Genomic DNA, 25,981 nt, shown 5'->3' on the forward strand with positions numbered 1-25,981 from the left:
GGGAGCGGGCTTGCTCGCGAAGACGGCGGATCAGTCGACACCCCTATGACTGTCACACCGCTTTCGCGAGCAAGCCCGCGGCCACATTTTCAACCACGTTTTTCCTGTTGCTCTGGCTTCGGCTCGCGAATCTTGTACCAAGCCACATACAGCGCCGGCAGGAACAGCAATGTCAGCAACGTGGCGATGATGATCCCGCCGATCATCGCGTAGGCCATCGGGCCCCAGAACACTTCGCGGGCGATGGGGATCATGCCCAGGCTGGCCGCCGCCGCCGTCAGCAGGATCGGCCGGCGCCGGTGTTCGGTGGCTTCCACCACGGCGTCCCACGGCGTGTAGCCGTCGCGCTCGTAGGCATCGATCTGGGTCACCAGGATCACCGAGTTGCGGATGATGATGCCGATCAGCGCCAGAATCCCGAGGATCGCCACAAAGCCCATCGGCGTGCCCGTGGGAATCAGCGCCAGCACCACGCCGATCAGCCCCAGCGGCGCGACACTCGCCACCAGGAACATCTTCTGCACGCTGTGCAGCTGGATCATCAGGAAGGTGGCCATCAAGAACAGCATCAGCGGCACCACGCTGGCAATCGGGCCCTGGGCCTTGCCGCTTTCTTCCACGGTACCGCCGGTGGCGACCTTGTAGCCCACCGGCAGGCCGGCGCTGAACTTGTCGATCTCGGGCTTGAGTTGCTTGACCAGGTCGGTCGGCTGCATCTCGTCGCGCACCGACGCTTTGATCGTGATGGTCGGCTTGCGGTCGCGGCGCCACACCAGCGGCTGTTCAAGCTCGTAACGCACGGTGGCAAACGCCAGCAGCGGAATCGAGGTGCCGTTGGGCGTGACGATCTGCAGGTTCTGCAGGGTTTCCGGGGTGCCGCGCTCGGCATCTTCGGCGCGGCCAACCACGTTGATCAGGTAGATATCATCATGCACCTGGGTCACCGAGGCACCACTGACCACGCTGTTCATCAACTGCGCGACGTCTTCCGACGACAGCCCCAATTGCCGCGCCTTGTCCTGGGCGATGTCCACCCGCAGGACTTTGCCCGGCTCGTTCCAGTCGTAGATGATCTCACCCAGGTGGGTGTTTTTATCCAGCAGGGTCGCCAGCTCGATGGCGTGCTTGCGTACCTGGTCGGTGTCTTTGCCCGAAACCCGATACTGGATCGGGCGCCCCACCGGCGGGCCCATTTCCAGCGGCTGTACAAAGCTGCCGACGCCGACAAAGTCATCACGCAGGCGTTTTTGCAGGCGCGCAATCAACGCCCCGCGCTCTTCCAGGCCCTTGCTGACGATGACCAACTGCGCGTAGTAGGGGTTTTCCAATTGCTGGTCCAGCGGCAAGTAGAAACGGATCGCGCCCTGGCCGATGTAGGTGCTCCAACGCGCGATGTCCGGGTCGTCCTTGATGATCGCTTCGAGGCGGTCGACGGCCTTGCGGGTCTCGTTGATCGAGGCGTTTTGCGGCAGGTTGAGGTCGACGAGGATTTCCGGGCGGTCCGACGACGGGAAGAACTGGTTCTGCACAAACTGCATGGAGAACACCGACGCCACAAACAGGCCCACGGTGATGCCAATGGCCCACCAGCGGTTGCGCATGGCCCACAGCATGCCGTAATTGAAGCCACGCCCGATTCGCCCTGGCTCGTTGCTGTGGGGCTTCACGTTGGCGCTGAGGATATGCACGCCGATCACCGGCGCAAACAGCACCGCCACCACCCATGACACCAGCATCGCCACGGCAATCACCGCGAACAGCGTGAAGGTGTACTCGCCCGCCGAACTGGCGTTGAGGCCGATCGGTACAAAACCGGCGACGGTGACCAGCGTACCGGTCAACATCGGGAACGCCGTGGAGGTGTAGGCGTAAGTCGCCGCCTGCTCCTTGGTCTCGCCTTTTTCCAGGCGCGTGATCATCATCTCGACGGTGATCATCGCGTCGTCCACCAGCAGGCCGAGGGCGATGATCAATGCGCCCAGCGACACGCGCTGCATGGTAATGCCGCTGTATTCCATGAACACGAACACCAGCGCCAGCACCAGCGGAATCGAGCACGCCACCACCAGCCCGGCGCGCATGCCGAGGCTGATAAAGCTCACCACCAGCACGATGATCACCGCTTCGAACAGCGCGCTGGTGAAGCCGCCCACGGCCTCTTCCACCACTTCCGCCTGGTCCGACACCTTGTGCACGCCGACGCCCACCGGCAGGTCGGCGGTCAGCTCATCCATGCGTGTGTGCAAGGCCTTGCCGAACGACTGGATATTGCCGCCCTTCTGCATGGCGATGGCCAGGCCAATCGCCGGCTTGCCGTTGAAGCGGAACATGGGCCGTGCTGGGTCGACGTAGCCACGGCTGATGTCGGCAATGTCCGCCAGACGATAGAAACGGTCATTGAGCCGCAGGTTGACGTTGGCCAGATCCTTTTCCGAGGCGAATTGCCCCGAAGTGCGCACCGAGATCCGCTCCGGTCCGGCTTCGATCACCCCGGCCGGCGTCACCGCGTTCTGCGATTGCAGGCTCTGCACCACCTGGCGCTGATCAATGCCCAGCGCCGCAAGTTTGCGCGTGGAGAAGTTCAGGTAAATCACTTCGTCCTGCTGGCCGATCATCTCGACCTTGCCCAAGCCTGGCACCGAACGGATCTCGGCACGCACCTGTTCCACATAGTCGCGCAGTTGGCGCATCGACAGGCCATCGCCGGTAAAGGCGTACACCGAGCCGAACACGTCACCGAACTCATCGTTGAACGACGGTCCCTGCAGGCCCTGGGGGAAGGTGCCGCGAATGTCGTCGATTTTCTTGCGGACCTGGTACCAGATCTCCGGGATGGCCTTGGCGCTGGTGGTGTCCTTGAGGAACACGAATACCGTGGACTCGCCCGGCCGGGTGTAGCTCTTCACGTAGTCGAGGGAGTCGAGTTCCTCGAGTTTCTTCTCGATGCGGTCGGTGACCTGCTTGAGGGTTTCTTCCTGGGTCGCGCCCGGCCAGCGGGTCTGGATCACCATGGTCTTGATGGTGAACGACGGGTCTTCCTCGCGGCCCAGGTTCATGTAGGAGAACACGCCCATCAGCAGCGCGACGAACATCAGGTACCAGACGAAGGACTGATGCTTGAGGGCCCAGTCGGATAAGTTGAAGCTCCCTTTCATCGCGGGCTGTCCTCGTCGATTTTGACTTTCTGCCCGGGTTTCAGGCTGTTCACGCCGGCAGTGACCACACGCTCACCGGGTTTGACGCCGCCGCTGAGCAAGGCGCTGCTGGCGTCACGGCTGATGACCGTGACGTCACGCGGTTGCACGGTCTGGCTCTGGGTGTCGAGCAGCCAGATGCGGGTCTTGCCGTCGACTTCCTGCAAGGCGCTGATGGGCAATTCGATACGCGGTGCGATGGTTGAACTCAAGGTCACGCTGATCGCGGTGCCAAGACGAAACGCGGGCGGCGTCTCGGCCAGGGTCAGGCGCGCGCGACGCGTGCGCGTGGCGCTCTGGGCCTGGGGTTCGATCTCACGCACGACGGCGGTGGTGTGCACGCTGGGGTCGAGTTGCCCGGCCACCAGGAACACCACATCCGGCGGCAGGCGCTCTGCCAGGCCGGCGGGCAGGTCGATCACCGCTTCCTTGATATCCGGGCGGGCCAGCGTCACCACTTGCTGGCCGGCGCTGACCACCTGGCCGGCCTCGGCGTTCCAGGCGGTGACAATGCCGGCGTGGTCGGTGCGCAGTTCGGCGTAGTTGAGTTGGTCCTTGGCCTGGTTGACCGAGGCCTGGGCCTGGTCGAGGGACGCCTGGGTAGTCTTCAGGTCGGTCTGGGCCACGTCCAGCTGGGCTTGGGCACCGACGCCACGGTTGAACAGCTCCTGCTGGCGCCGCGCATTGGCCTGGGCGTTGATGAACTGCGCCTGCACGCGGGCAAGGTCGCCCTGGGCGGCGCGCAACTGGTTTTGCTGGTCGGTGGGGTCAAGCACGGCGAGCAAGGCGCCCTTCTCCACTTCGGCGCCGACGTCCACGGCGCGGCGGGCGATGCGACCAGGCACACGGAAACCCAGGTTGCTCTCGTAGCGGGCCTGGATGGTGCCGGCGAAGCGACCGAGGTTTTCCTGGTCCTCGGACTTCACTTCCATCGACAGCACCGGGCGCAGTGGCTCGGGCGGCGGTTCTTCCTTGGAGCAAGCCATCAGCAACAAGCTGGCAGCGAGTACCACCGTCAACTGCTTCATGGTTGCACTCCTTGCGCCTGGGCCTGATCCGGCGGCTGGGCGATTTCCACCACCATGCCCGGATGCAGCAACTGCCCGCCGGCCACCACGACTTTTTCGCCGCCCTTGAGGCCGTCGCTGATGATGACTTTGCCGGTGAGATAACGTGCCACGGTGACCTTGTGCAGTTGCGCCTTGCCGTCGCCGTCGATCAGCCACACAGCGGGCTCGCTGAGGTCTTTGGTCAGCGCCGCCCACGGCAATTCGATGCTGGCCTTGGCCGGGCCATTGGCGGTGGCGCTCACCACCGAGCCCAACTGCATGCCTTTGGGCAACGCCTGCAGGGCGATCTTCACTTGCACGGTGCCGGTGTTGGCCGCCACGGCCGGTGTGACTTCGCGGACCTTGCCCACCGCCTTGATACTCGGATTGTCGAGCAGGCTCACGGTGATCGGTGCATCGGGCGGCGGCTCGACCAGCAGCGATTCATACACGTTGAACACCGCATCGCGCTCGCCATCGCGGGCCAGGCTGAAGATCGGCACAGTGGCCTGCACCACTTGGCCGACTTCAGCCTGGCGCGCGGTGATGATCCCCGGTGCATCGGCAATCAGCGCGGTGTAGCCGAGCTGCTCGCGGGCGTTGGCCAGTTGGGCCTGTGCGGCGGCCAGGGCGCTTTGGCTGCTGCGCAACGCGGCCTGGGCAGAATCGTATTCACTGCGGCTGGTGTAGCCCTTGGGCAACAGTTTTTCCTGGCGCACGAACGCGGCGGCGGTCTGCTTGACCCGCGCCTGCTCGGCCACGACCTGGGCCTGGGCGGAATCGACGTTGGTCTGCAAGTCCTTGGGGTCGAGCCTGGCCAGCACTTGCCTGGCGCTGACGCGGTCACCGACATCCACCGTACGCTGGATGATCTTGCCGCCGACGCGGAACGACAAATCGGTCTGCACGCGCGCCTGGATGTCCCCGGTGAGCGTGACCGCCGCGGCGAAATCCGCCGGCTGTACGGTCTGCACAAACACCCGGGAATGCTGCTTGGGCTCGGCTTTGTCCTGGCCACAGCCGCTCAGCAGCGCCAGGAGGCCAAGGCTCAGAATAATGTTTGCAGTGCGACCGCCCATGCAGGCTCCTTTTGCGTGATGCCGACTTGCCAGTGTGTATGCGACTGTGAGCTTAGATCAGGGTTCCTTATCTGCATGGAGGCTCCCATACTCCAATGGTTCCCAAGCCGACTGAATGCCCATGCTCAAGACCCTCGCGGTGGCCAATTACCGCTCGATCAACAAATTGGTGGTGCCGCTGGACCGGCTGAACCTGATCACCGGGCCCAACGGCAGCGGCAAGTCCAACCTGTACCGCGCCTTGCGCCTGCTGGCCGAAACCGCCCAGGGCGGAGTGATCAATGCACTGGCCCGTGAGGGCGGGCTGGACTCGACCTTCTGGGCCGGCCCCGAGACCATCAGCCGACGCATGCACAACGGCGAGGTGCCGGTGGAAGCGGTCGTGCGCCAGGGTGTGAAGCGTCTGCGCCTGGGGTTTGCCGCCGAGGATTTCAGCTACGCGATTTCCCTCGGTTTGCCGGAGAAGACCCTGTCGTATTTTTCCCTGGACCCGGAGGTGAAGAAGGAATGCATCTGGGCCGGCCACGTCTACCGCCCGGCCAGCCTGCTGGTGCAACGCTCCGGGCCGATGGTGCGCGCCCGCGAGGGCCGCGCCTGGGATGTGCTGGCCCAGCACACGCCGAACTACCACAGCCTGTTCGACCAGGTCGGCAGCCTGCGCGGCTCACCGGAAGTGTTGCTGTTGCGCGAAAGCATTCGTGGCTGGCGTTTTTATGATCACTTTCGCAGCGATGCCGATGCCCCCGTGCGCCAACCGCAACTGGGCACGCGCACACCGGTGCTGCACCACGACGGTCGCGACCTGGCGGCGGCGCTGCAGACCATTCGCGAGATTGGCGACCCCGAGGCCTTGCAGCGCGCAGTCAGCGATGCGTTTCCCGGTGCACGCCTGAATATCCAACCGTTGCAGGGCGGGCGCTTCGCCCTTGAGTTTTATCAGGAGGGGTTGCTGCGGCCGCTCTCGGCGGCGGAGTTGTCGGACGGCACCTTGCGTTACCTGCTGCTGATCGCGGCGCTGCTGACGCCTCGGCCGCCGACCATGATGGTGCTGAACGAGCCGGAAACCAGCTTGCATCCGGACCTGCTGCCGGCGTTGGCGCGCCTGATTATCCAGGCGTCACAGCAGTGCCAGGTGTGGGTGGTGTCGCATGCCAGCCGGCTGATTGCGGCGTTGCAACAGGATGAAGGGTGCAATTCGATTGTGCTGGAGAAAGTGCTGGGGGAGACGCGGATTGTGGGACAGGGAATTCTGGATGCACCGGCTTGGCATTGGCCGGAATAAGAGGGGCCTGGAAAGGCCTCTTCGCGAGCAAGCCCGCTCCGACATTTGTCCGCATTCCAAAGGTGGAACTCGGTCGATGTGGGAGCGGGCTTGCTCGCGAAGACGGTAGATCAGTCACCCAACAGCTGAATGATCAACCCTGCCACTTGCCGCCTTCAACAATCACGCTTTCCGGCTTGGTGTCATCGCTCAGCTCTTTACGCACGTACTGGTCGTACAGCTTGAGCAGGAATTTCTCCTCACCCAACTTCGCCAGCTCGGCGTTCACCCAGTCGCGCAGTTCGATGTTGCCCTTCTTCACCGCCGGCGCAATCGGCGCTTCGTCGCCGAGTTTTTCTTCCAGCACGCGGTAGCCCTGGTTCTGCTTGGCCCAGCTGAACAGCACCAGGTTGTCCTGCGCGTACGCATCACCACGGCCGGCCGACAGCGCTTGCAGCGACTCGGAGTTTTTCTCGAACTTGAGCAGTTTCCAGTCCGGGTGGTTCTTGGTCAGCCAGATATCGGCGGTGGTGCCGGTGGTAACGATGGTGGTGCGGGTGGCCAGGTCATCCAGGCTTTTCACCGCGCTGTCGTTAGGCACCAGGGCCTGCACCGCGACTTTCAGGTTGGGGTTGGTGAAGTCCACCGCTTCCTTGCGTTCCGGGGTCACGGTCATGTTGGCGAGGATCAGATCGACCTTGTCGCTTTGCAGGAACGGAATACGGCTGGCCGGCTCGACGGCGACGAACTCAACCTTGTTTTCATCGCCCAGCAGGTCCTTGGCGAATTGGCGGCCGATGTCGGTATCGAAGCCCACATAGCGCCCGGCTTCGTTGACGAAGCCGAACGGCGGTTTGTCAGTGAATACGCCGACAATCAGCTTGTCGCGCGCCTTGATCTTGTCCAGCGAACTCACGGCGGTAGCCGCTGGTTTTGCAGGCTCTTCGGCCTTTTTGTCGCAGCCGGCGAGTAATGCGACGGCAATCAGGGGCAGTAGTAACTTTTTCATATCAGCTCCAGTTCCTGGTTCTTCTTGGGCAGTGTTGAAACAAAGGAAAACTTCTCCAGGAACTGCTGCGCGCGTGCGGTTTGCGGGTTCGTAAAGAATTCTTCGGGGGTGTTGTGTTCGAGGATGCGACCGGCCTCCATGAAGACGACGCGGTCGGCGACGGCGCGGGCGAAGGCCATTTCATGGGTGACGATCAGCAGGGTCATGCCATCGCGGGCCAGGCCCTGGATCACTTCCAGCACTTCCTTGACCATTTCCGGGTCAAGGGCGGCGGTGACTTCGTCAAAGAGCATGACCTGCGGGTTCATGCACAACGAGCGGACGATCGCGATACGTTGCTGCTGGCCCCCGGACAACTGACGCGGGAAGGCGTCGCGCTTGTCGGCCAGGCCGACGCGCTCGAGCAGTTTTTCCGCCTGTTCGCGGGCTTCGCGAGGGTCGCGTTTTTGCACTTTCAGCGGGCCGAGCAGGATGTTGTCGAGCACGCTCATGTGCGGGAACAGGTGGTAGCTCTGGAACACCATGCCCACGTCCTGGCGCACCTGGCGCCAGTCGGTGGCTTTGTCCAACAGTTCGTTGCCGGCGAATCGCAGGCTGCCGCTGTGCGCCACTTCCAGGCCGTTGAGGCAGCGCAGCAAGGTGCTTTTGCCGCAGCCGCTGGGGCCGAGGATCACCACCACTTCGCCGCTTTGCACGCTCAAGTCGATGCCCTTGAGCACCTGCTGCTCGCCGAAGAATTTGTTGAAACCCTTAAACTCGATCAATGCGCTCATGCTTGGGCCCAGCGCCGTTCCAGCACCTTGGAGGCGGCCGACAACGGGTAGCAGATAAAGAAGAAAAACAGGAACAGCACGCCATAGATCAATACCGACTCGTAGGTGCGTTCGATGATTTGCTGGCCGACCTTGATCACGTCCACCACGCCGATCAGCACCGCCAGCGAGCTGGTCTTGATGATGCGCGTGTACACGTTGATGGTCGGCGGCGTCATGCGCTTGAGGGCCTGAGGCAACAGCACATAGCCGTATAGCTGCGGGTCGGACAGGCCAATCGACAAGCCGGCTTCACGCTGGCCACGGGGCAGCGAATGCAACGCGCCACGCACCACCTCGCCCACCTCACTGGCGCCCCACAGCGACAGCACCAGCACGGCGCACCAGAAGCTCGGAATGCTCAGGCCGAAGAAAATCGGCAGTCCGAAAAACAGCAGGTACAACCACACCAGCACCGGGATCGCGCGAAACAGCTCCAGGTACACCCGCAGGACCGCGTTGATCAGTGTGTTGTTCAAGGTCCGCAGCACGCCATACAACACGCCACCGACGGTGCTGAAGGCGATGCTCAGAAACGAAATCGACAGGGTTTGTGCGGCGCCCTTGCCCAGTTGCGGCAACGACACCCACAACAACTCAAGACCCGAACTGGCCATGCTGGAGCCTCCTTTCCAGGCGGCTGAGCAGCAGCGACAACGGCAAAAACAGCAGTACGCAAATCAGCGTCAGCACGGCGAGCATTTCGTAAGTCTTGTAGTAAAGGGCGATGTAGCTCTTGGTGGTGTAGAGAATCTCCGGCACCGCCACGGCGGAAACCACCGTGGTTTCCTTGAGCAGGAAGATGAAATTGGCGAACAGCGCCGGCAGGCTGAGGATGCCGGCCTGGGGCAGGATCACATGGCGCAGCAGTTGCCAGTCGGACAGGCCGATGGACTTGCCGGACTCGATTTGCGCCAGCGGCACCGCTTCCACGCCGGCGCGCAGCACTTCGGTGAGGTAGGCACCGCCAAGGAACGTCATGGTGATGATCGCCGCCCAGAAGCCGGAGATATTCAAGCCCAGCGCGGGCAAGGCGAAGTACACGAAGAACAGCTGGATCAGCAGCGGTGTGTTACGCGCCAGCTCGACGTACAGCGCCACCAGGCGCGACAGGTAGGGTGTGCGAAACACCAGCAGCGCGGCGTTGATGAGCGCCACCAGCAACGAGGTGGCAATGGCGATCAGGCCCACTTGCAGCGTCACCCCCACGGCCTTGAGAAACGCCGGCAGGGTGCTGAGGATAAAAGCGAAATCGAAGGTCATCTTGAGTCCATGACGCCGCAAGGGTAATGCAGCGGGCGCAATCCAGTCCGGCGTGGGTAACGTCGGGTAGCGCGAACTCTAAAGGTATAAAAAGCAAAATTTAAATACCCAAATAGCATATTGATATCACCCAAAAAGATAACCGCCGGATTCGCGGGTTTGATGGGTGGCAGCTATGGTTGGGGGGTCTGTGATTCGAGGGAATGAACAATGAACAACACGAAGCCGATTGATCCGCAGGAGCTGGTGAAATGGTTGGTGGCGTTGCGCAGGGCGATCAATAGCCGCGCGGCCTGATTGTGGGAGAGGTCGAGCTGTAGCGAGGCGGCGAAGGCGGCGGCACTGACGGTCCTTCTGTGGCTGACACACCGCCTTCGCGGCCTCGCTGGGGCTCGACGGCTCCCACAGGGGGGGTCTGCTGTGTGGCTGGGATTTGAGCAAGAGCCGGCGTTCGCTGGTTGCAGTTTCTCCAGAGTGTCGCTGTGTGGCAGGGATTCCAGCCCCCCCACCGCCCAACTGTGGGAGCTGGCTGGCCTGCGATAGCGGTCTTTCAGTCGCCGATGGGCCGGCTGACCCACCGCTATCGCCGGCAAGCCAGCGCCTACAGTCCTGATTGCCTTTGAAGCCCATAAAAAAACGCCGACGCTGTAGTAGCCGTCGGCGTTCAAACCTTGAAGGGGGTTTTGGGTTACATCAGAACGCAGGCACTACGGCGCCGTTGTACTTCTTCTCGATGAAGGCTTTGACTTCCGGGCTGGTCAGGGCCTTGGCCAGTTTCTGGATGGCGTCGCTGTCCTTGTTGTCCGGGCGGGCAACCAGGAAGTTCACGTACGGCGACTTGGCGTCTTCGATGATCAGCGCGTCCTTGGCTGGGTTCAGGCCAGCTTCCAGGGCGTAGTTGGTGTTGATCAGGTCCAGGTCAACCTGGTCCAGCACGCGTGGCAGCAGCGCCGATTCCAGCTCTTTGAATTTCAGGTTTTTCGGGTTGCTGGCGATGTCTTTCGGCGTGGCCAGGGCGTTGGTCGGGTCTTTCAGGGTGATCACGCCGGCTTTCTGCAGCAGCAACAGGGCGCGGCCGCTGTTGGAGCCTTCGTTCGGGATGGCCACGGTGGCGCCATCTTTGAGCTCAGAAATGTTCTTGATCTTTTTCGAGTAACCGCCGAAGGGTTCAACGTGCACACCGACCACGGTGACCAGGTTGGTGCCCTTGCCCTTGTTGAAGTTTTCCAGGTACGGCAGGGTCTGGAAGTAGTTGGCGTCCAGGCGCTTCTCGGCAACCTGCACGTTTGGCTGTACGTAGTCGGTGAAGACTTTGATTTCCAGGTCCACGCCTTCTTTGGCGAGGGTTGGCTTGACCAGTTCGAGGATCTCGGCGTGCGGGATCGGGGTGGCGGCAACCACCAGTTTCTCGTTGGCCTGGGCGAAGCTTGCAGTCAGGGCAGCCGCCAGTGCGGTAAACAACAGAACCTTTTTCATGCAGTGTCCTTATCGAAATTCCGGGGCGTCTCTGACGACCGTTTTTTATGTGGTGTGCCAGCGAAGTGCTATCGCGGCGTGGAATGGACAATACCTAGATTTTTTATTCCCGAACAATATCTTTTATTCACGTTGATATTCCATTTTGTTCATGTAGCGGCTTGCTCACGTAGAAAGGCGCGCAAGGCTTCCTGCTCGGCAGGGCTGGCGGCGGCAAAGATGCGCTGCACCTGTTCCAGCGGCGAGCCCGCTACCGGCAGGTTCAAATGCTCGGGCAGAATCTCGTCGCCGCTGCTGACGAGCAAGGCGAAGTGAATGACGTTTTCCAGCTCGCGGGTATTGCCCGGCCAGCTGTGGTGTTCCAGCACCCGTTGCGCCGCATCGCTGATCAGCGGCACCGGCAGGTCCAGGCGCTGGCTGTAGATGCCCAGGAAGTATTCGGCCAGGGACAGGATGTCGCCGACCCGCTCGCGCAATGCGGGCAAGTCCAGTTGGCCTTCGCTCAGGTAATGGAACAGGCGCTCATGGAACTTGCCGGCCGCTACGGCCTGGGCGAGGTCGATGCTGGTGGCCGCCACCAGCCGCACATCCACCGGGCTTGGCTGGTGGGCGCCGACCCGAGTGACTTCGTGATTCTCCAGGGCTGCGAGCAGCTTGACCTGGATCGGCAGTGGCAAGTCGCCAATCTCGTCCAGGTACAAGGTGCCGCCATTGGCCGAGCCGAACCAGCCGGCCCGGCTGCTGGCCGCCCCGCTGTGGGCACCGGCGGCGTAGCCGAACAACTCGGCGTCGGCGTAAGTCGGGCTGATGGCGCCGCAGTTGACCGAGACAAACAAGCCAGTACGGTCGCTGCCCCGATGGATATGCCGGGCCAACAGCTCTTTACCGCTGCCGGTCTCGCCGCGAATCAACACGGACAAGGCGCGCGGCGCGAGGTTTTCCAGGTCTTCGCGCAGCTGGCGCGAGCGCGGATCGACAAACACCAGGGCCTTGGCGCGGATGCTCAGCGGGCTTTTTTCGGCGTCGGGGAAGGTCAGCAGGGGCTGACCGTAGGTTTCATGCAGACTCATGGCAGGCTCCCGCCCCAAATCCACTCAGGGACGGGGCGTTGAAAGAAGGTCAGGCAGTGCGCCGGGCGTGATGCTCGAGGCGGCTTTGCAGGCGATAGAGGTAGGCGAAGCCCTGCTCCCAGCGCTGGTGACCGGACTTCACATTGATATGCCCGGCCCCCGAGAGGATTCCGGCTTCGGCGCCCCAATTGCGCGCCAGCTCCAGCGCCCGAGGGGCACTGACGGCGCTGTCGTTATCGGAACTGACCACCTGGCTGGGAAACGGCAGCAGGTCGGTCGGGATTGGGGCGAAGTTGCGCAAGGCGGGCGAGCAGGCCGGGCGTTCGACATCGGCCGGGGCCACCAGCAAGGCGCCGCGCACCTGCCGCAAAAACTGCACGGGTGCGGTGGCGGCCCAATGAGCCACTGTGATGCAGCCCAGGCTATGGGCGATCAGGATCACCGGCGTGCTGTCGGCGGCGATGGCCTCGGCCAGCGCGGCCACCCAGTCTTCGCGGCGTGGCGTCAGCCAGTCGGCCTGCTCCACGCGCGCGCTGTTGGGCAGGCTGTTTTGCCAATGGGTTTGCCAATGATCTTCTGGCGATCCTTGCCAGCCCGGCACGATCAGATAACGAATCGACTCGCTGTGCATGGGTGTGCCCTCCTGCAGCGTTTAACGTTGCTGATCAGTATAGGGACGCGGTTTATATTCGTTAAGGAATAAGAAGCTATTTATTAATAACCAAAAGACAGATACAAGTTGCACGCTGAAAGCAACAAGTTGAAGAGCAAAAAAAAGGCCGCACCCTGCCAAGGAGACGGCCAAAAAATTGTCGAGGCATTTGAAGCTAACGTGCGGTAATCACCGACAACTTGGTAATGCCCGCGCGCTCGATAGACGCCATGGCTCGCGCCACTTCGCCGTAGTTCACACCATCATCGGCCTGCAGTTGCACCCGCACATCGGGGTCCTTGGCCTTGGCCGCCTGCAGGTTGAATTCCAGCAGGTCCGGCTGGATTTCGTCCTTGTTGATAAACAGCTTGCCGGCGCCATCGATGCTCACCACCAGCGGGTCCTTCTGCTCCACCGGGGCCACGGCCTCGGTCTTGGGCAGGTTGATCGGGATCGCGTTGGTCAACAACGGCGCGGTGACGATAAACACCACCAGCAGTACCAGCATCACGTCCACCAGCGGCGTGACGTTGATCTCGCTCAGCACCTCATCACTGTCTTGCGTGGAAAAGGCCATCTCAGGACGCCTCCTTCACTTTTTGCGGGTTGCCGGCGGCATTTTTGGTCAGGGCCGGGTGCAGCAGCACGCGGAAGGAGTTCTTCTGCGCCAGGCTGTAGAAGTCGTGGGCAAAGTCGTCCAGGTCGGCAGCCGTAAGCTTCAGGCGACGCAGGAAATAGTTGTAGACCAGCACCGCCGGTACGGCGACGGCGATCCCCACACCGGTGGCGACCAGCGCAGCACCAATCGGGCCGGCCACGGTTTCGAGGCTGGCGGAACCGGCCGCGCTGATGCCCTTGAGCGCTTCCATGATGCCCCACACGGTGCCGAACAGACCGATAAACGGCGAGGTGCTGCCGATACTGGCGACCACGGCCAGGCCGGTTTCCAGCGAGCGGCGCTCACGCACGATCTGCTGGCGCAGGGCACGTTCAAGACGGTCCTGGTGGTTGATCGCCTGGCTCAGGTCGGCAGCATGCGGCGCATCGCCAACCTGGATCGCGGCATAGCCGGCCTGGGCTACGCGGGCAGCAGCGCCGGGCTGGGTTTCAGCCAGTTCTGCCGCCGAGTCCAGACTGGATGCCGCCCAGAACTGTTTATGGAACTTGCGATCCTGCGCCTTGAGGCGACCGAACTGCACGCCCTTGAGTAGGGCCAGGCCCCAGGTGGCGACCGAAAAGACCACCAGCAGCCAGATCACCGCGCTTTCGATGGATTCAAGTGGAGATGCTAATGCCATGATGTTTTCCCTCTGTGCAGGTCGCGGCGTGTGCAACACACCGCAGCCGAATAGTTAGTGAATCTTGAAATCGATCGGTACGCTGACCCAGCCGTCCTGGGCGACATCGCCCTGCTTGGCCGGCACGAAACTCCAACGCTTCACCGCGGCCAGTGCGGCGTCGTCGAGTTGCTGGCGACCGCTGCTCTTCTGGATCTGGATCTCGCCCGGCTTGCCGCTGGCCAGTACATGCACCCGCAGCAGCACGGTGCCTTCCCAACCGCGACGCTGGGCCAGTGACGGATACTCCGGCGCCGGGTTCTTCAAGTACGCCGCGTTCGCTGAAGCGGGCGTTACCGGAGCCGGTGCAGGCGGAGCCACTGGCGCCGGGGCCGGAGGTGCCGGCGTGGGCGGCGCAGGCGGTTGCTCGACGGCCTTGGGTGCAGGTTTCGGCTCAGGCTTGGGCACAGGCTTCGGCTTGGGCTTTGGAATCGGTTTAGGCGGCGCCGGCTTGGCAGCCAACTCGTCCACCACCGGTGGCGGTGGCTCGACCACGGGCGGCGGCGGTGGCGGCGGAACAGGCGGTGGCGGCTCGACCACCGGCGGTGCCGGCTGGGAAAATTCGATAGTCATCGGCGGGATTTCCGGCGGCACAATCGGCAGCACCGGGGTGGGCTTCTGGCTCACCCAATAAATCACCGCACCGTGCAGGGCCAGTACCAGCAACCCGAGCAGGATCCCTTCGCGACGGCTCGAAAAGCGCTTCGGGGTTTTCTGCAGACGCAATTGCCCCAACGGCGCGCGGTGCGGCCGGCCAAGGTCGACCAACTCACCACTCGGTGCCTGGCGCCATTGCGCCTCGTGTGCACTGGCGGCGGTCTGGACATTGCCCATTGATTCACTCCCTACGGTTTTGAAACAAAAAAACCGACAGGCCTGCCTGAGGCCGTCGAGGGCTGAATCATCGGGGCCAGACGCTTATCTCTTAAAGTAATCTTTAAAGTTATATATAGATCTAAACTGAATAAACGAAACATTCGGAAACGCCGAAGCCCCGTCCTGCGGGGCCTGGCGCCGCCGCGCGGTTTTCTGATGCTCTACAGGCATAAAAAATATTCAGAAAAGGCATGGCTCAAGCGGGGCTTTTTGCACACAAATCGAGCAATTGACGCTGCAAACTCTGTCCCGCCGCCCCCAGGCCCGTGCGGCCATACAGCGCCAGTCGCACACCTTCCACCGGCGGCAAGCCGCTGTCTGCAGCCACTATCACATGCCCGGCCTGCACCACGCGGCGGGGCAACAGGCTGATGCCCAATCCTGCCGCCACGGCTGAACACACACTGGCCAGGCTTGCGCTGGAATACCCGATGCGCCAGCGCCAGCCGCCGACTTCCAGGTGTTGGAGCATCTCATTGCGGTACAGCCCGCCCACTGGGAAGGCCACCAACGGCAACGGATCGCGGCCCAGAGACGGCGTGCTGCGGCTGTCGACCCAGCACAACGGCTCGGGCCACGAGGCCAGGCAGTCGGCGCTGTCGCCCATCTGCTTGACCAACAACACATCGAACTCACCGCTGCGGTACTGGCGCTGCAATTCCGGACCAAGGCCGCTGGTGACCTCCAGGCGCACCCGCGGAAATGCCTGCACGAACGCCGAAAGCAATGGCATCAGGCGTTCGGCGGCAAAGTCTTCCGGAACGCCCAGGCGCAGCACGCCGTCGCTTTGCTGGTTGATCAACACATCGGCGGCTTCTTCGTGCAGCGCGAGGATGCGCCGCGCATAGGCCAGCAGGCGCTCGCCCTCCGCCGTGGCCACCACATGGCGCTGGTCACGGTCCAGCAACTGGCATGCCACCGCTTCTTCCAGGCGGCGGATCTGCTGGCTGACAGTCGACTGGGTCAAGTGCAGGCGCTCGGCAGCGCGGGTGAAATTGCCGCAGTCCACCACGGCAACAAAACTGCGCAACAACACGGGATCAAACATCGCTGTCACCATTGCGTTTGCCACTGATTGGCATGGTTATATTTAATTTCAGAATACCTCAGCGGCTGGCCATACTTCACCCCCTGCATTCTGCCCAGAGGCCTCCATGACCGACGATCATCAGCACCTGCAACGCGCCATCCGACTTGCACTAGCGAACGTCGCCCAAGGTGGCCGGCCCTTTGGGGCGGTGTTGACGCGCAATGGCGAAGTGCTGGTTGAAGCCGTGAATGAAATCCATCTGACCCAGGACCCCACCGCCCACGCCGAGCTACTGGCGATCCGCGCTGCCAGCCGACAGCTCGGCGCGCGCCTGGACGGTTGTGTGATCTACGCCAGCGGCCAACCCTGCCCGATGTGCCTGAGTGCCATGTATTTGTGCGGTGTCCAGCGCGTAGTGTTTGCCGCCAGCAATGAAATGGCCGAGCCGTTCGGCCTGTCGACGGCGGCGATCGGGCAACAGGTGGGCTTGCCCTTGAGCGAGCAACGCTTGCCGATCCAGCACCTGCCGGACCCGGCGATGACCCAGTTGTACCACCAGTGGAAAACCCTGCATGAGCCTGAATAAATCCCTCGCCGGCTGGGGCCTGCTGGTGGTGCTCGGCCTGAACCTGCGGCCGATCCTCAGCTCGATCAGCCCGTTGCTTGGCGAGATTCGCCAGGCCACCGGCTTGAGTTTCCAGAGCAGCGCCCTGCTGACCAGCCTGCCGGTGGTGTGCATGGGCCTGGTGGCGCTGGTGGGGGTGCGCGTGGAGGCACGCCTGGGTGAGCGGCGTGGCATCGCCCTGGGCCTGATGATGATCCTGCTGGCGTGCCTCGCGCGCTGGCTGATGGGCCAGGGTTCGGCACTGCTGGTCACGGCACTGCTGGGAGGCGCCGGTGTGGCGCTGATCCAGGCATTGGTGCCGGCGATGATCAAGCGCGAGTTTCATCACCGTGTGCCGGTGGCGATGGGCGTGTATTCGGCCTCGCTGATGGCCGGTGGCGGGCTGGCGGCACTGCTCAGCCCGGTGGTGGCCACGCACTTCCAGCAATGGCAGGCGGGGCTCGGCGTGTGGCTACTGCCGGCGCTGGGGGCGTTGCTGTTGTGGGCCTGGTTGCCCCTCGGCGCGGCGCGAAATCCTCAGGTGGCGCCGGCGTTCCAGGGCCTGCGCAATCGCCGCGCCTGGCTGCTGGCGCTGTATTTCGGCCTGGTCAATTGCGGCTACATGAGCATGGTGGCGTGGCTGCCGGCCTACTACCAGCAACTGGGCTGGGGCGTGTTGCCCAGCGGTTCGTTGCTGGCGTTCATGACGATCTTCCAGGTGATCGCCGCGCTGTTGATGCCGGTGCTGGCGCAACGCGGGATCGACCGCCGGCCCCTGCTTGGCATCAGCCTGCTGGCGCAGACCGTGGGTTACCTCGGCCTGATCCTCGCGCCGCAGGATTATCCGCACCTGTGGGTGGCCTTGTGCGGTTTCGGTCTCGGTGCGTGTTTCGCCCTGAGCCTGCTGCTGACCCTCGACCACCATCGCGACCCGCGCCAGGCCGGGCAACTGGCGGCCTTTGTGCAGGGCGTGGGGTTCTTGATCAATGCCCTCTCGCCCTGGCTGACCGGCTGGCTGCGTGAACTGACCGGCAGCTTCGTCAGTGCCTGGGTCGTGCTGACCGTGACCGTGGTGACGATGCTGGTGGTAACGCGGGTGTTCAGCCCGGCGACCTACCGCACGGCCCCCGCTCTATAGATATGCATTTAAGATCTAGATAAAACAATAATGCTTCGTTGACGGAATAAGCAGCCGCCTTAAAATCCCGGTTCTCCTACAGGATGCCGGGCACACCATGGATCTTCGCCAACTGCGCTACTTCATCGCGCTCAACGAGCACCGCAGTTTCGTGCGTGCGGCGGATGCCATGGGTATCACCCAGCCGGCCTTCAGCCGCAGCATCCAGGGCCTGGAGCAGGAGTTCGGCTGCGTGCTGGTGGATCGCGCCAACAAAGACTTGCGCCCGACCCCGGAAGGCCAGGTGGTGCTGCAACACGCGTTGAGCCTGGTGCAAGGCGCGGCGCTGCTCAGTCATGAGGTCACGCGCATGACCAAGCTCGACGCCGGTGAAGTGCGCTTGGGCAGTGACGCCGTGGCAGCGGTGAACCTGGTGCCCCAGGCCATGGCGCGTTTTATCACCACCTACCCCAAGGTGCGCACCGCGTTGCAGGTGGATAACTGGGAAAAACTCGGGCGCAGCCTGAACCGCGAAGAGATCGAATTCTTTATTGCCGATGTGCGCCATTTCGAAGCCGACCCGAATTTCCAGACCCAGGCCCTGACGCCGCGCCGCAGTGCGTTTTTCTGCCGCGACGGGCACCCGCTGCTGGCCAAGGACAGCCTGTCCACCAACGACCTGTTCGGCTACCCGCTGGCCACGCCGCTGATCGCGCCCGGCATTCGCAAGCTGTTGGCCAATCTGAGCGGGCGCGTCGACTTTGCGCCTGCCATCGAACTCGAGCAGTTTGCCGCGCTGGCCAGCATCGTGCGCCAGTCGGACGCCATTGGCCTAGGCGCCGAAGAAGCCTTCGTCGACGCCTTTGCCCGCGGTGAATTGCGCGTATTGCACTGGCGCAACCTGCCCCACGCCCTAGACAGCCTGAGCAACCGCTGCGGCGTGATCAGCCGCGCTGGGGTGCGCTTGTCGCCTGCGGCGAAGGCGCTGATCGAGACGCTGCTGGCGGTGGAAAGCCAAGCCGATTGGCCCGCGCAAACGTCCCGAAATCATTGAAGCGCACGCCCATCTCGGCCATGACTTTATGTGCCACCTTGGCCGTCATCTGGCGGATATAAAACGGCTCCTTCACCACAAAGTGGTGGATGCCGTGGGTGCTGCCGAAATTGAAGCAGAACGCCTGCAACGGCCACAGCCACCAAGGGTTCAACACCTGGGTTTGCTCGATCACGTTGCCCAGCTCCACATCGCCGTAGTAGTGCATGTTGGAGCTGACAAAGTGCAGGCAAAAGGTGCGCAGCACGTTGGGGCCGATGATCACCACGGCGGCGATATCGATGACCTGCATCATCTGCACAGTGCTGGCCGACCAGTCGATGGGCGTGCCCAGCAGGCTGGCGATGCCGTTGGCGGCATGAAAGCCGAGAAAGACGTACCAGGCGCCCCAATGCAGCAGCGCCAACGGCGCGTACACCAGCAGAGAGCGCTTGAGGATGCTGAGTTTGTGCTTCCAGGTCTTGGCGCGCAGCATGCGGATGAACGCCGACATGATGTTGTCCCCGACCATCAGCAGACGCGCGATGCCCCAGGGCTCGCCGTTGGTGATCGCGCGTTCTTCCATATCGGTCTCGGTGCCCGACACCTTGTGATGGTTGAGGTGCAGATGCCGGCGGATCCACGGGTTGATCGTGCTCGGCCGCGCCAGCCACACCAGGCCCATCATCAGGTTGTGGGGCAGGCGCTGCTTGCGAAAGTACATGCTGTGGATCAGGTCGTGTTCCAGCTCATGGGTCAGTGAGGCCAGGAAGGCATTGAGCAGCAGGCACACCCACCAGGCCATATGCCCGGTGATATACAGCGCCGCCGAGCCGACCATGCCGAGCAGCGCAAAGGCCAGGATGCCCGCGCCCAACGCGTCCTGATGCAGCAGCCAGGGGTGCTGCCGGCGCAACCGGACGCCTTCGGCGAGCACCACTTCACGGATATGCGCCGAGCGTTGTTGTGCGTTCATCTGCTGGGGACTTGCAGAAGTACCGTCCATGCTTCCATCCTCTTGTTCATTGATGGCTACATCCTGCACCAAGCCCTCTTGCCGGACGCTAGCCGCACACGCCAACCTGTTGACCGCAAGCGCCAATCGTCATGACCGAACCCACGTCCCTCGCCAGCTGGACCCGCGCCCTGCGCAAGCAGCTCGACGCCCTGGGCCTCGACAGCGCCGCACTGTGCACCGAGGCCGGGCTCGACCCACAGCAGATGGACGACCCGAATGCGCGCTACCCGCTGTCAGCCACCACGCGGTTGTGGGAATTGGCGGTGCAGGCCAGCGGCGATCCGGCGATTGGGCTGCGGGTGTCGCGGTTCGTCAGCCCCACCACGTTTCATGCGCTGGGGTATGCCCTGGTGGCCAGCGGCAGCCTGCGCGAGGTGTTCGAGCGCATCGTGCGCTATCACCAAGTGGTCAGCGACGCCCTCGCGCTTGAGCTGAGCGGCGACGGCGAGCGTTACCGTTTTCGCCTGCTGCAACCGCCCGGCAGCCCGGCGCCGGCGCTGGAAGCCATCGACGCGTTTGCCGCGATCTATGTGCGCACCTGCCGCAACCGCCTCGGCCGCGACTATGCACCGTTGGCGGTGTACCTGCGCCGACCACCACCGGCCGATCCCACGCCTTGGCACACGGTCTTTCGCGCACCGGTGTTCTTTGCCGCCGAGGAAGACCGTATTGAATTCGCCGCGCACGATTTCGACAGCCACCTGGACGACGCCAACCCGGAACTGGCCGAGCACAACGAAACCGTACTCAAGCGCACCCTCGCCCAGCTGCAACCGCTGACCTGGGAGCGCAAGGTCCGTGCAACCATCGAGGCGCAATTGCCCGACGGCGAACCGAGTGCCGAGCGCGTTGCCCAGGCCTTGCACTTGAGCCTGCGCAGCCTGCAGCGGCACCTGGCGGATGAAGGCTGTCGCTTTGATGCACTGCTCAATGAATGCCGGCAGAACCTGGCCTTGCTGCACCTGCGCGACCTGCAGTGCTCACTGGCCGAGATCAGTCATTTGCTCGGCTTTGCCGATACCAGCAGCTTCAACCGCGCCTTCAAGCGTTGGACGGGGATGACGCCGGGGCAGTTTCGGGATGGCTTGCGCTAAGTAAATCTGTGGTGTGTGTGATGGCCCCTTCGCGAGCAAGCCCGCTCCCACAGGGGAATGCATTCCAAATGTGGGAGCGGGCTTGCTCGCGAAAGCGATGGACCAGACACCCCTTACCCTGATCCTTCAACACCTCATCGCGGGCAAGCCCGGCTCCCACTTTTTGATCGGTGAACACCTGCCAATGTGGGAGCGGGCTTGCTCGCGAAAGCGACGGACCAGACACCCCTTACCTGATCCTTCAAGGCCGCATCGCGGGCAAGCCCGGCTCCCACATTTGATCTGTGAACACCTGCCAATGTGGGAGCTGGCTTGCCTGCGATAGCAATGGTTCAGGCACTAGAGTTGCCGGCTCCGGTCCCGCCGAAGCAGCTTCTTCACCCGCGCCACCAACGCCTTGCTCTCGAACGGCTTGAGCAGGTAATCATCTTCATGCAGCTCCAGGCCGCGCAGGCGGTCTTCAATCCCGCCTGGCGTGGTCAGGAACAGCAGCGGCGTGGCGCCCTTCTGCCGGATCGCCTGCTGCAATTTCCAGGCATTCAGCCCGGGCAGCATCACGTCCAGGATTACCAGGTCGTACTCGGTGCTTTCGACAAAACGCTGCGCCGCCATGCCGTTGGCGGCGACTTCCACGCTGTAGCCCGCCTCGTTCAAGCCCTGGGCCATCCGCTGTGCCTCTTCGGATTCATGTTCCACTAACAGCACGCGCATAACACACCTCGATTGATCAGGTGTGCAGGCTACCACCCTCAGGTCTGCGCCGCCTCCCGCAGCCGCCGGGCGTCGAGGATTTCGATCTCGCCGTACCCCAGGCGCACGACGCCCTGGGCTTGCAGGTCCTTGAGCAAGGCGTTGGTGGTCTGGCGCGACAGGCTCAACATCGCCGCGAGGTCTTCCTGGGGCAATTGCAGCACGCGCCTGGAGTGCTCGATATCGCCATAACCCTCGACGATCATCAACAAACGATGAGCCAGGCGCACCGAGGCCGGCATCAGGCTCAGTTGCTCCAGGCCGATAAAGCTCAGGCGCAGCTTCTGGCTCATCAGCAATGCGAGGTCACGCCAGTAACGGGGGTGTTCATCGAGGACTTTCAGCAGTGCCTGCTGCGGCACCTGCAACAGCGTGCACGGCCCGACAGCGCAGGCGTCGTGGGTGCGCGGCAAACCGTCGAACAGGCAGATTTCGCCGAACCAGTAGGGCAGCTCCACCAGGCTCAACACTGCCTCCTTGCCGTGCTCATTCACCGCACTGACGCGCAGCGTGCCCTCAAGCACCGCATACAGGCCACAGGGCGGATCACCGCGCTTGAACAGGTACTGCCCCGGCGCCAGCTGGCGCAACCGGGCATGCGCCAGCAGGCTATGCTGAAACGGTGCGGGCAGGTGGCTGAACCAGTGACCGGTGGCCAACCGGGAGCGCCATTGCTCTACGTCCATGCGAACTCCGAAGATTGTCGCCCAGCTGACAGTTAGTCACAGGCGGACAGGGCATGATCAAACATCCTACAGGAGGAACAACAATGAAAAGCCTCGTCGACCACCTCAGTCAATACGCTGCCTACCACCGCGACCCGCGCAATATTGCCAGCCACTTTATCGGCATCCCGTTGATCGTGGTGGCCGTGGCCGTGCTGCTGTCACGTCCCGAATGGCCGGTGGGCAGCCTGTGGCTGTCGCCGGCGGTGCTTGTCGCGCTGTTTTCGGCGTGGTTTTACCTGCGCCTGGAACTGGCACTGGGTGTGCTGATGACGGTACTGATGGGTTTATCCGTGTGGGCCGGGCATGTGCTGGCGGCGCAAAGCACGCTGGTGTGGCTCAGCAGCGGTATTGGGATGTTCGTGGTGGGCTGGGTGATTCAGTTTGTCGGCCACTATTACGAGGGCAGGAAGCCGGCGTTTGTAGATGACGTCTCGGGGCTGATTGTGGGGCCGCTGTTTGTGGTGGCGGAGCTGGCGTTTTTGCTGGGGCTGCGCCAGGGGCTCAAGCAGGAGATTGAAGAGCGGTCGGGGCCGGTGGTACGCCGGGATCTAAAGCCTGGCGAGGCCTGAATGTGGGAGCGGGCTTGCTCGCGAATGCAGTGTGTCAGTCAGTACATGGGGTACTGATAGACCGCATTCGCGAGCAAGCCCGCTCCCACATTGGGTGTTGCGGTGCCCTCAGGCTTTTTGCCAGACCTTGGGCTTGAAGAACAACGTTTCACCGCGCGCCAAGCCGGTCAGGCTGTCGTGATCCTTGACCACTTCAGCTTCGATCAGCTCGCTCTGGCCTTCCACCTTCAAGGTCACCCGCGTGGTAGCGCCAAGTGGGCGAATGTCGCGCACTTCAGCCGCATGGTGATCTTCGAGTTCATGCCGCGACAGCGACACTTCATGCGGGCGGAACAACACGTGCTTGTCTTCCCCCAGGTGCAGGCGGTTGGAGTCGCCGAGGAAGTGGTAAACGAAATCGCTGGCCGGGTTTTCATACACTTCGCCCGGTGAGCCGATCTGCTCGATCACGCCCTTGTTCATCACCACGATACGGTCGGCGACTTCCATCGCCTCTTCCTGGTCGTGGGTCACGAACACCGAGGTCAGGTTGATGTCTTCGTGCAGGCGCGCCAGCCAGCGGCGCAGCTCTTTACGCACCTTGGCGTCGAGAGCGCCGAAAGGTTCGTCCAGCAGCAGCACTTTCGGTTCCACCGCCAGGGCGCGGGCCAGGGCGATACGTTGGCGTTGGCCACCGGAGAGTTGCTCCGGGTAGCGATCCGACAGCCAGTCCAGCTGCACCATGTTCAACAGCTCATGCACCTTGACCGCGATCTGGCTTTCGCTCGGGCGCTGGTTTTTCGGCTTCATGCGCAGGCCGAAGGCGACGTTGTCGAACACCGTCATGTGGCGGAACAGCGCGTAGTGCTGGAACACAAAACCGACGTTGCGATCACGCACATCGTGGCCGGAGACGTCTTCACCGTGGAACACGATGCTGCCGTCATCCGGGGTTTCCAGGCCGGCAATGATGCGCAGCAAGGTGGTCTTGCCGCAGCCGGACGGGCCGAGCAACGCCACCAGCTCGCCACTCTGGATGTCCAGATTGATGCTGTTCAGGGCCTTGAAGGCGTTGAAATTCTTGCTGACATTACGGACTTCGATCGACATGACTTATTCCTCAGCCGCACTGGCACGCAGGCGATTAATACGGTTCTCGCTCCACTGCTTGAGCAGCAGGATGAAGAGCGCCAGGATCAGCAACAGACTCGCCACCGCAAACGCAGCGACGTGGTTGTATTCGTTGTAGAGAATCTCGACGTGCAGCGGCAGGGTGTTGGTCACGCCGCGAATGTGGCCGGACACCACCGACACCGCGCCGAACTCACCCATGGCCCGTGCGGTACACAGCACCACGCCGTAGATCAGGCCCCATTTGATGTTCGGCACGGTGACATGCCAGAACATCTGCCAGCCGTTGGCGCCGAGCAGGCGCGCGGCCTCTTCTTCCTGGGTGCCCTGCTCCTGCATCAGCGGGATCAGTTCACGCGCAACGAAGGGCACGGTGACAAAAATGGTCGCGAGCACGATGCCGGGCAAGGCGAACACGATCTGGATGTCATGGTCTTGCAGCCATGGGCCGAAGAAGCCCTGGGCGCCGAACATCAGCACATAGACCAGGCCCGCGATCACCGGCGAGACCGAGAACGGCAGGTCGATCAGCGTGACCAGGATGCTCTTGCCACGGAACGAGTACTTGCTCACGCACCACGCGGCGCTGACCCCGAACACCACGTTGAGCGGTACCGAAATCACCACGGCGATAACCGTGAGTTTCAGCGCCGACAGCGCGTCGGGTTCGAGGATCGCGGTGAAGAACGCGCCGAGGCCATTCTTCAACCCCTGGGACACCACGATAAACAGCGGCAGCAGCAGGAACAGGAAGAACACCAGCCAGCCGAGGCTGATCAGGATGCGTCGCGACACCGCGCTGCCACGACGGGCAGCGTTGGCCGAGGACGCGGCGGAAATAGACGATTGGGACATGTTCCGCGCCTCCTTATGGGTGTTCGATGCGACGCTGCAGCAAGTTGATCAGCAGCAGCAAAATAAAGGAAACCACCAGCATCAGCACACCGATGGACGTGGCGCCGTGGTAATCGTACTGGTCGAGCTTGACCATGATCAGCAGCGGCAGGATCTCGGTTTTCATCGGCATGTTGCCGGCGATGAAAATCACCGAGCCGTACTCGCCGACGCCACGGGCAAAAGCCAGGGCGAAACCGGTCAGCCAGGCAGGCAGCAGCGCGGGCACGAGGATGTAGCGGAACACTTGCAGCGGCTTGGCGCCCAGGCAGGCGGCGGCTTCTTCGATTTCCCGGGGGATATCGGCGAGTACCGGCTGCACGGTGCGCACCACGAACGGCAGGGTGACGAACGTCAGCGCCAGGGTGATGCCCAGCGGGGTGTAGGCGATCTTGAAGCCCAGGTCAGTGGCGAACTGGCCGACCAGGCCGGTCGGCGTGTACAGCGCCGTCAGCGCGATACCGGCCACGGCGGTGGGCAGGGCGAACGGCAGGTCGATCATCGCATCGATGATCTTGCGTCCGGGGAAGGTGTAGCGCACCAGCACCCAGGCCAGCAGCGTGCCGATCACGCCATTGATCAGAGCGGCATACAGCGCGGTGCTGAAGCTCAGTTTCAACGCCGCCAGCACGCGCGGTGCGGAAATGATGTTCCAGAACTGATCCCAAGTGAGTTGAGCGGCGTGTACAAACATCGCCGCGAGGGGGATGAGTACGATCAGGCTGAGGTACACCACGGTGTAGCCCAGCGTCAGCCCGAAGCCGGGTATGACGGGGGAAATACGACGCGACATAAGAGTCCTTGGTTAGCGGGTAGATACCACTGTAGGAGCGCGCTTCCTGCAGGAGCTGGCGCTTCTGTGGGAGCCGGGCTTGCCCGCGATGCAGGCACCTCGGTGTATCAGTCGCACCGAGGTGATGCTATCGCAGGCAAGCCCGCTCCCACACAAGCCCAGC

Annotated in this window: 26 protein-coding genes; 6 read left to right on the forward strand and 20 right to left on the reverse strand. The window is 62.8% G+C overall.

Annotation, left to right across the window (positions count from 1 at the left end; all coding sequences use genetic code 11):
• Positions 1-89: 89 nt before the first annotated feature.
• Genes AC07OJ_RS20310 through AC07OJ_RS20320 form a run of 3 tightly spaced genes read right to left on the reverse strand, consistent with a single transcriptional unit; the run spans position 90 to position 5,322 of the window.
• Positions 90-3,155 carry an efflux RND transporter permease subunit gene (locus tag AC07OJ_RS20310; protein WP_065899572.1) on the reverse strand — a complete coding sequence of 1,022 codons (3,066 nt, stop codon included), beginning with the start codon at positions 3,153-3,155 and terminating at the stop codon, positions 90-92.
• A complete protein-coding gene (locus tag AC07OJ_RS20315) occupies positions 3,152-4,222 on the reverse strand; it encodes an efflux RND transporter periplasmic adaptor subunit (RefSeq protein ID WP_106805455.1) in 1,071 nt (356 codons plus the stop codon). The genes AC07OJ_RS20310 and AC07OJ_RS20315 overlap by 4 nt, the downstream gene beginning before the upstream one ends.
• A complete protein-coding gene (locus tag AC07OJ_RS20320; RefSeq protein WP_495005388.1) occupies positions 4,219-5,322 on the reverse strand; it encodes an efflux RND transporter periplasmic adaptor subunit in 1,104 nt (367 codons plus the stop codon). The genes AC07OJ_RS20315 and AC07OJ_RS20320 overlap by 4 nt, the downstream gene beginning before the upstream one ends.
• Positions 5,323-5,443: 121 nt before the next feature.
• On the opposite strand from AC07OJ_RS20320, the gene AC07OJ_RS20325 reads away from it, so the two are divergent.
• A complete protein-coding gene (locus AC07OJ_RS20325) occupies positions 5,444-6,604 on the forward strand; it encodes an AAA family ATPase (protein WP_106805457.1) in 1,161 nt (386 codons plus the stop codon).
• 133 nt (positions 6,605-6,737) lie between these two features.
• Here AC07OJ_RS20325 and AC07OJ_RS20330 read toward each other — a convergent pair whose 3' ends face one another.
• From AC07OJ_RS20330 to AC07OJ_RS20380, 11 genes are all read right to left on the reverse strand, one after another.
• Entirely contained in the window at positions 6,738-7,592 is an 855-nt protein-coding gene (locus tag AC07OJ_RS20330; protein WP_495095049.1) for a transporter substrate-binding domain-containing protein, read from the reverse strand.
• Positions 7,589-8,365: an amino acid ABC transporter ATP-binding protein gene (locus tag AC07OJ_RS20335; RefSeq protein ID WP_065899568.1), complete on the reverse strand. Its 777-nt coding sequence runs from the start codon at positions 8,363-8,365 to the stop codon at positions 7,589-7,591. Before AC07OJ_RS20335 ends, AC07OJ_RS20330 begins: the two co-directional genes overlap by 4 nt.
• Positions 8,362-9,021 (reverse strand): amino acid ABC transporter permease, encoded by a 660-nt coding sequence (locus tag AC07OJ_RS20340; protein WP_032884905.1) that lies wholly within the window; start codon positions 9,019-9,021, stop codon positions 8,362-8,364. Before AC07OJ_RS20340 ends, AC07OJ_RS20335 begins: the two co-directional genes overlap by 4 nt.
• Positions 9,002-9,667, reverse strand: coding sequence for an amino acid ABC transporter permease (locus tag AC07OJ_RS20345; protein ID WP_057725386.1), 666 nt, complete (start codon positions 9,665-9,667; stop codon positions 9,002-9,004). The genes AC07OJ_RS20340 and AC07OJ_RS20345 overlap by 20 nt, the downstream gene beginning before the upstream one ends.
• Before the next feature lie 693 nt (positions 9,668-10,360).
• Entirely contained in the window at positions 10,361-11,143 is a 783-nt protein-coding gene (locus AC07OJ_RS20350; protein ID WP_063033612.1) for a MetQ/NlpA family ABC transporter substrate-binding protein, read from the reverse strand.
• Positions 11,144-11,292: 149 nt separating this feature from the next.
• Positions 11,293-12,213, reverse strand: a complete 921-nt coding sequence (locus AC07OJ_RS20355) for a sigma 54-interacting transcriptional regulator (protein ID WP_495095050.1) — start codon at positions 12,211-12,213, stop codon at positions 11,293-11,295.
• Between the two features lie 49 nt (positions 12,214-12,262).
• Positions 12,263-12,844 carry an alpha/beta hydrolase gene (locus AC07OJ_RS20360; protein ID WP_065899566.1) on the reverse strand — a complete coding sequence of 194 codons (582 nt, stop codon included), beginning with the start codon at positions 12,842-12,844 and terminating at the stop codon, positions 12,263-12,265.
• 196 nt (positions 12,845-13,040) lie between these two features.
• Positions 13,041-13,442 carry an ExbD/TolR family protein gene (locus AC07OJ_RS20365; RefSeq protein ID WP_010565408.1) on the reverse strand — a complete coding sequence of 134 codons (402 nt, stop codon included), beginning with the start codon at positions 13,440-13,442 and terminating at the stop codon, positions 13,041-13,043.
• A 1-nt stretch (position 13,443) separates the two neighbouring features.
• Positions 13,444-14,166, reverse strand: a complete 723-nt coding sequence (locus tag AC07OJ_RS20370) for a MotA/TolQ/ExbB proton channel family protein (protein ID WP_106805733.1) — start codon at positions 14,164-14,166, stop codon at positions 13,444-13,446.
• 51 nt (positions 14,167-14,217) lie between these two features.
• Positions 14,218-15,036, reverse strand: a complete 819-nt coding sequence (locus AC07OJ_RS20375) for an energy transducer TonB (protein WP_065899560.1) — start codon at positions 15,034-15,036, stop codon at positions 14,218-14,220.
• A gap of 238 nt (positions 15,037-15,274) precedes the next feature.
• Positions 15,275-16,126 (reverse strand): LysR family transcriptional regulator, encoded by an 852-nt coding sequence (locus AC07OJ_RS20380; RefSeq protein ID WP_495095051.1) that lies wholly within the window; start codon positions 16,124-16,126, stop codon positions 15,275-15,277.
• A 106-nt stretch (positions 16,127-16,232) separates the two neighbouring features.
• On the opposite strand from AC07OJ_RS20380, the gene AC07OJ_RS20385 reads away from it, so the two are divergent.
• From AC07OJ_RS20385 to AC07OJ_RS20395, 3 genes are all read left to right on the forward strand, one after another.
• A complete protein-coding gene (locus AC07OJ_RS20385; RefSeq protein WP_495095052.1) occupies positions 16,233-16,694 on the forward strand; it encodes a nucleoside deaminase in 462 nt (153 codons plus the stop codon).
• On the forward strand, positions 16,681-17,850 hold the full coding sequence (locus AC07OJ_RS20390; protein ID WP_213552148.1) for a CynX/NimT family MFS transporter: 1,170 nt from the start codon (positions 16,681-16,683) through the stop codon (positions 17,848-17,850). The genes AC07OJ_RS20385 and AC07OJ_RS20390 overlap by 14 nt, the downstream gene beginning before the upstream one ends.
• Positions 17,851-17,947: 97 nt before the next feature.
• Positions 17,948-18,883 (forward strand): LysR family transcriptional regulator, encoded by a 936-nt coding sequence (locus AC07OJ_RS20395; RefSeq protein ID WP_083221306.1) that lies wholly within the window; start codon positions 17,948-17,950, stop codon positions 18,881-18,883.
• Here the strand turns inward: AC07OJ_RS20395 and AC07OJ_RS20400 are convergent.
• Entirely contained in the window at positions 18,774-19,868 is a 1,095-nt protein-coding gene (locus AC07OJ_RS20400; RefSeq protein WP_495095053.1) for a fatty acid desaturase, read from the reverse strand. The two genes, AC07OJ_RS20395 and AC07OJ_RS20400, sit on opposite strands and share 110 nt — an antisense overlap.
• A gap of 101 nt (positions 19,869-19,969) precedes the next feature.
• Here AC07OJ_RS20400 and AC07OJ_RS20405 point away from each other — a divergent pair, with 101 nt between their 5' ends.
• Complete coding sequence (locus AC07OJ_RS20405; RefSeq protein WP_065899554.1) at positions 19,970-20,974, forward strand: AraC family transcriptional regulator; 1,005 nt, start codon at positions 19,970-19,972, stop codon at positions 20,972-20,974.
• Positions 20,975-21,313: 339 nt separating this feature from the next.
• Here AC07OJ_RS20405 and AC07OJ_RS20410 read toward each other — a convergent pair whose 3' ends face one another.
• Positions 21,314-21,685 carry a response regulator gene (locus AC07OJ_RS20410; RefSeq protein WP_065899553.1) on the reverse strand — a complete coding sequence of 124 codons (372 nt, stop codon included), beginning with the start codon at positions 21,683-21,685 and terminating at the stop codon, positions 21,314-21,316.
• 38 nt (positions 21,686-21,723) lie between these two features.
• Positions 21,724-22,410 (reverse strand): Crp/Fnr family transcriptional regulator, encoded by a 687-nt coding sequence (locus tag AC07OJ_RS20415; protein WP_106805468.1) that lies wholly within the window; start codon positions 22,408-22,410, stop codon positions 21,724-21,726.
• 83 nt (positions 22,411-22,493) lie between these two features.
• On the opposite strand from AC07OJ_RS20415, the gene AC07OJ_RS20420 reads away from it, so the two are divergent.
• Positions 22,494-23,021 (forward strand): Mpo1 family 2-hydroxy fatty acid dioxygenase, encoded by a 528-nt coding sequence (locus tag AC07OJ_RS20420; protein WP_106805469.1) that lies wholly within the window; start codon positions 22,494-22,496, stop codon positions 23,019-23,021.
• Between the two features lie 108 nt (positions 23,022-23,129).
• Here AC07OJ_RS20420 and AC07OJ_RS20425 read toward each other — a convergent pair whose 3' ends face one another.
• From AC07OJ_RS20425 to cysT, 3 genes are read right to left on the reverse strand one after another with little or no spacing between them, the layout of a single operon-like run.
• Positions 23,130-24,110, reverse strand: a complete 981-nt coding sequence (locus AC07OJ_RS20425) for a sulfate/molybdate ABC transporter ATP-binding protein (RefSeq protein ID WP_065899550.1) — start codon at positions 24,108-24,110, stop codon at positions 23,130-23,132.
• Between the two features lie 3 nt (positions 24,111-24,113).
• Positions 24,114-24,986, reverse strand: a complete 873-nt coding sequence (cysW, locus tag AC07OJ_RS20430) for a sulfate ABC transporter permease subunit CysW (RefSeq protein ID WP_065899549.1) — start codon at positions 24,984-24,986, stop codon at positions 24,114-24,116.
• 13 nt (positions 24,987-24,999) lie between these two features.
• The gene (cysT, locus tag AC07OJ_RS20435; protein WP_065899548.1) at positions 25,000-25,818 is read right to left on the reverse strand and encodes a sulfate ABC transporter permease subunit CysT; all 819 of its coding nucleotides are present in this window, start codon (positions 25,816-25,818) and stop codon (positions 25,000-25,002) included.
• Between the last annotated feature and the right edge of the window lie 163 nt (positions 25,819-25,981).

Source organism: Pseudomonas sp. GW821-FHT09C08, assembly GCF_059418125.1.

Coding starts and splice junctions, on each gene's coding strand:
- AC07OJ_RS20310 (WP_065899572.1), bottom strand. CDS start 3,155: ATGAAAGGGAGCTTCAACTTATCCGACTGGGCCCTCAAGCATCAGTCC.
- AC07OJ_RS20315 (WP_106805455.1), bottom strand. CDS start 4,222: ATGAAGCAGTTGACGGTGGTACTCGCTGCCAGCTTGTTGCTGATGGCT.
- AC07OJ_RS20320 (WP_495005388.1), bottom strand. CDS start 5,322: ATGGGCGGTCGCACTGCAAACATTATTCTGAGCCTTGGCCTCCTGGCG.
- AC07OJ_RS20325 (WP_106805457.1), top strand. CDS start 5,444: ATGCTCAAGACCCTCGCGGTGGCCAATTACCGCTCGATCAACAAATTG.
- AC07OJ_RS20330 (WP_495095049.1), bottom strand. CDS start 7,592: ATGAAAAAGTTACTACTGCCCCTGATTGCCGTCGCATTACTCGCCGGC.
- AC07OJ_RS20335 (WP_065899568.1), bottom strand. CDS start 8,365: ATGAGCGCATTGATCGAGTTTAAGGGTTTCAACAAATTCTTCGGCGAG.
- AC07OJ_RS20340 (WP_032884905.1), bottom strand. CDS start 9,021: ATGGCCAGTTCGGGTCTTGAGTTGTTGTGGGTGTCGTTGCCGCAACTG.
- AC07OJ_RS20345 (WP_057725386.1), bottom strand. CDS start 9,667: ATGACCTTCGATTTCGCTTTTATCCTCAGCACCCTGCCGGCGTTTCTC.
- AC07OJ_RS20350 (WP_063033612.1), bottom strand. CDS start 11,143: ATGAAAAAGGTTCTGTTGTTTACCGCACTGGCGGCTGCCCTGACTGCA.
- AC07OJ_RS20355 (WP_495095050.1), bottom strand. CDS start 12,213: ATGAGTCTGCATGAAACCTACGGTCAGCCCCTGCTGACCTTCCCCGAC.
- AC07OJ_RS20360 (WP_065899566.1), bottom strand. CDS start 12,844: ATGCACAGCGAGTCGATTCGTTATCTGATCGTGCCGGGCTGGCAAGGA.
- AC07OJ_RS20365 (WP_010565408.1), bottom strand. CDS start 13,442: ATGGCCTTTTCCACGCAAGACAGTGATGAGGTGCTGAGCGAGATCAAC.
- AC07OJ_RS20375 (WP_065899560.1), bottom strand. CDS start 15,036: ATGGGCAATGTCCAGACCGCCGCCAGTGCACACGAGGCGCAATGGCGC.
- AC07OJ_RS20380 (WP_495095051.1), bottom strand. CDS start 16,126: ATGTTTGATCCCGTGTTGTTGCGCAGTTTTGTTGCCGTGGTGGACTGC.
- AC07OJ_RS20385 (WP_495095052.1), top strand. CDS start 16,233: ATGACCGACGATCATCAGCACCTGCAACGCGCCATCCGACTTGCACTA.
- AC07OJ_RS20390 (WP_213552148.1), top strand. CDS start 16,681: ATGAGCCTGAATAAATCCCTCGCCGGCTGGGGCCTGCTGGTGGTGCTC.
- AC07OJ_RS20395 (WP_083221306.1), top strand. CDS start 17,948: ATGGATCTTCGCCAACTGCGCTACTTCATCGCGCTCAACGAGCACCGC.
- AC07OJ_RS20400 (WP_495095053.1), bottom strand. CDS start 19,868: ATGGACGGTACTTCTGCAAGTCCCCAGCAGATGAACGCACAACAACGC.
- AC07OJ_RS20405 (WP_065899554.1), top strand. CDS start 19,970: ATGACCGAACCCACGTCCCTCGCCAGCTGGACCCGCGCCCTGCGCAAG.
- AC07OJ_RS20410 (WP_065899553.1), bottom strand. CDS start 21,685: ATGCGCGTGCTGTTAGTGGAACATGAATCCGAAGAGGCACAGCGGATG.
- AC07OJ_RS20415 (WP_106805468.1), bottom strand. CDS start 22,410: ATGGACGTAGAGCAATGGCGCTCCCGGTTGGCCACCGGTCACTGGTTC.
- AC07OJ_RS20420 (WP_106805469.1), top strand. CDS start 22,494: ATGAAAAGCCTCGTCGACCACCTCAGTCAATACGCTGCCTACCACCGC.
- AC07OJ_RS20425 (WP_065899550.1), bottom strand. CDS start 24,110: ATGTCGATCGAAGTCCGTAATGTCAGCAAGAATTTCAACGCCTTCAAG.
- cysW (WP_065899549.1), bottom strand. CDS start 24,986: ATGTCCCAATCGTCTATTTCCGCCGCGTCCTCGGCCAACGCTGCCCGT.
- cysT (WP_065899548.1), bottom strand. CDS start 25,818: ATGTCGCGTCGTATTTCCCCCGTCATACCCGGCTTCGGGCTGACGCTG.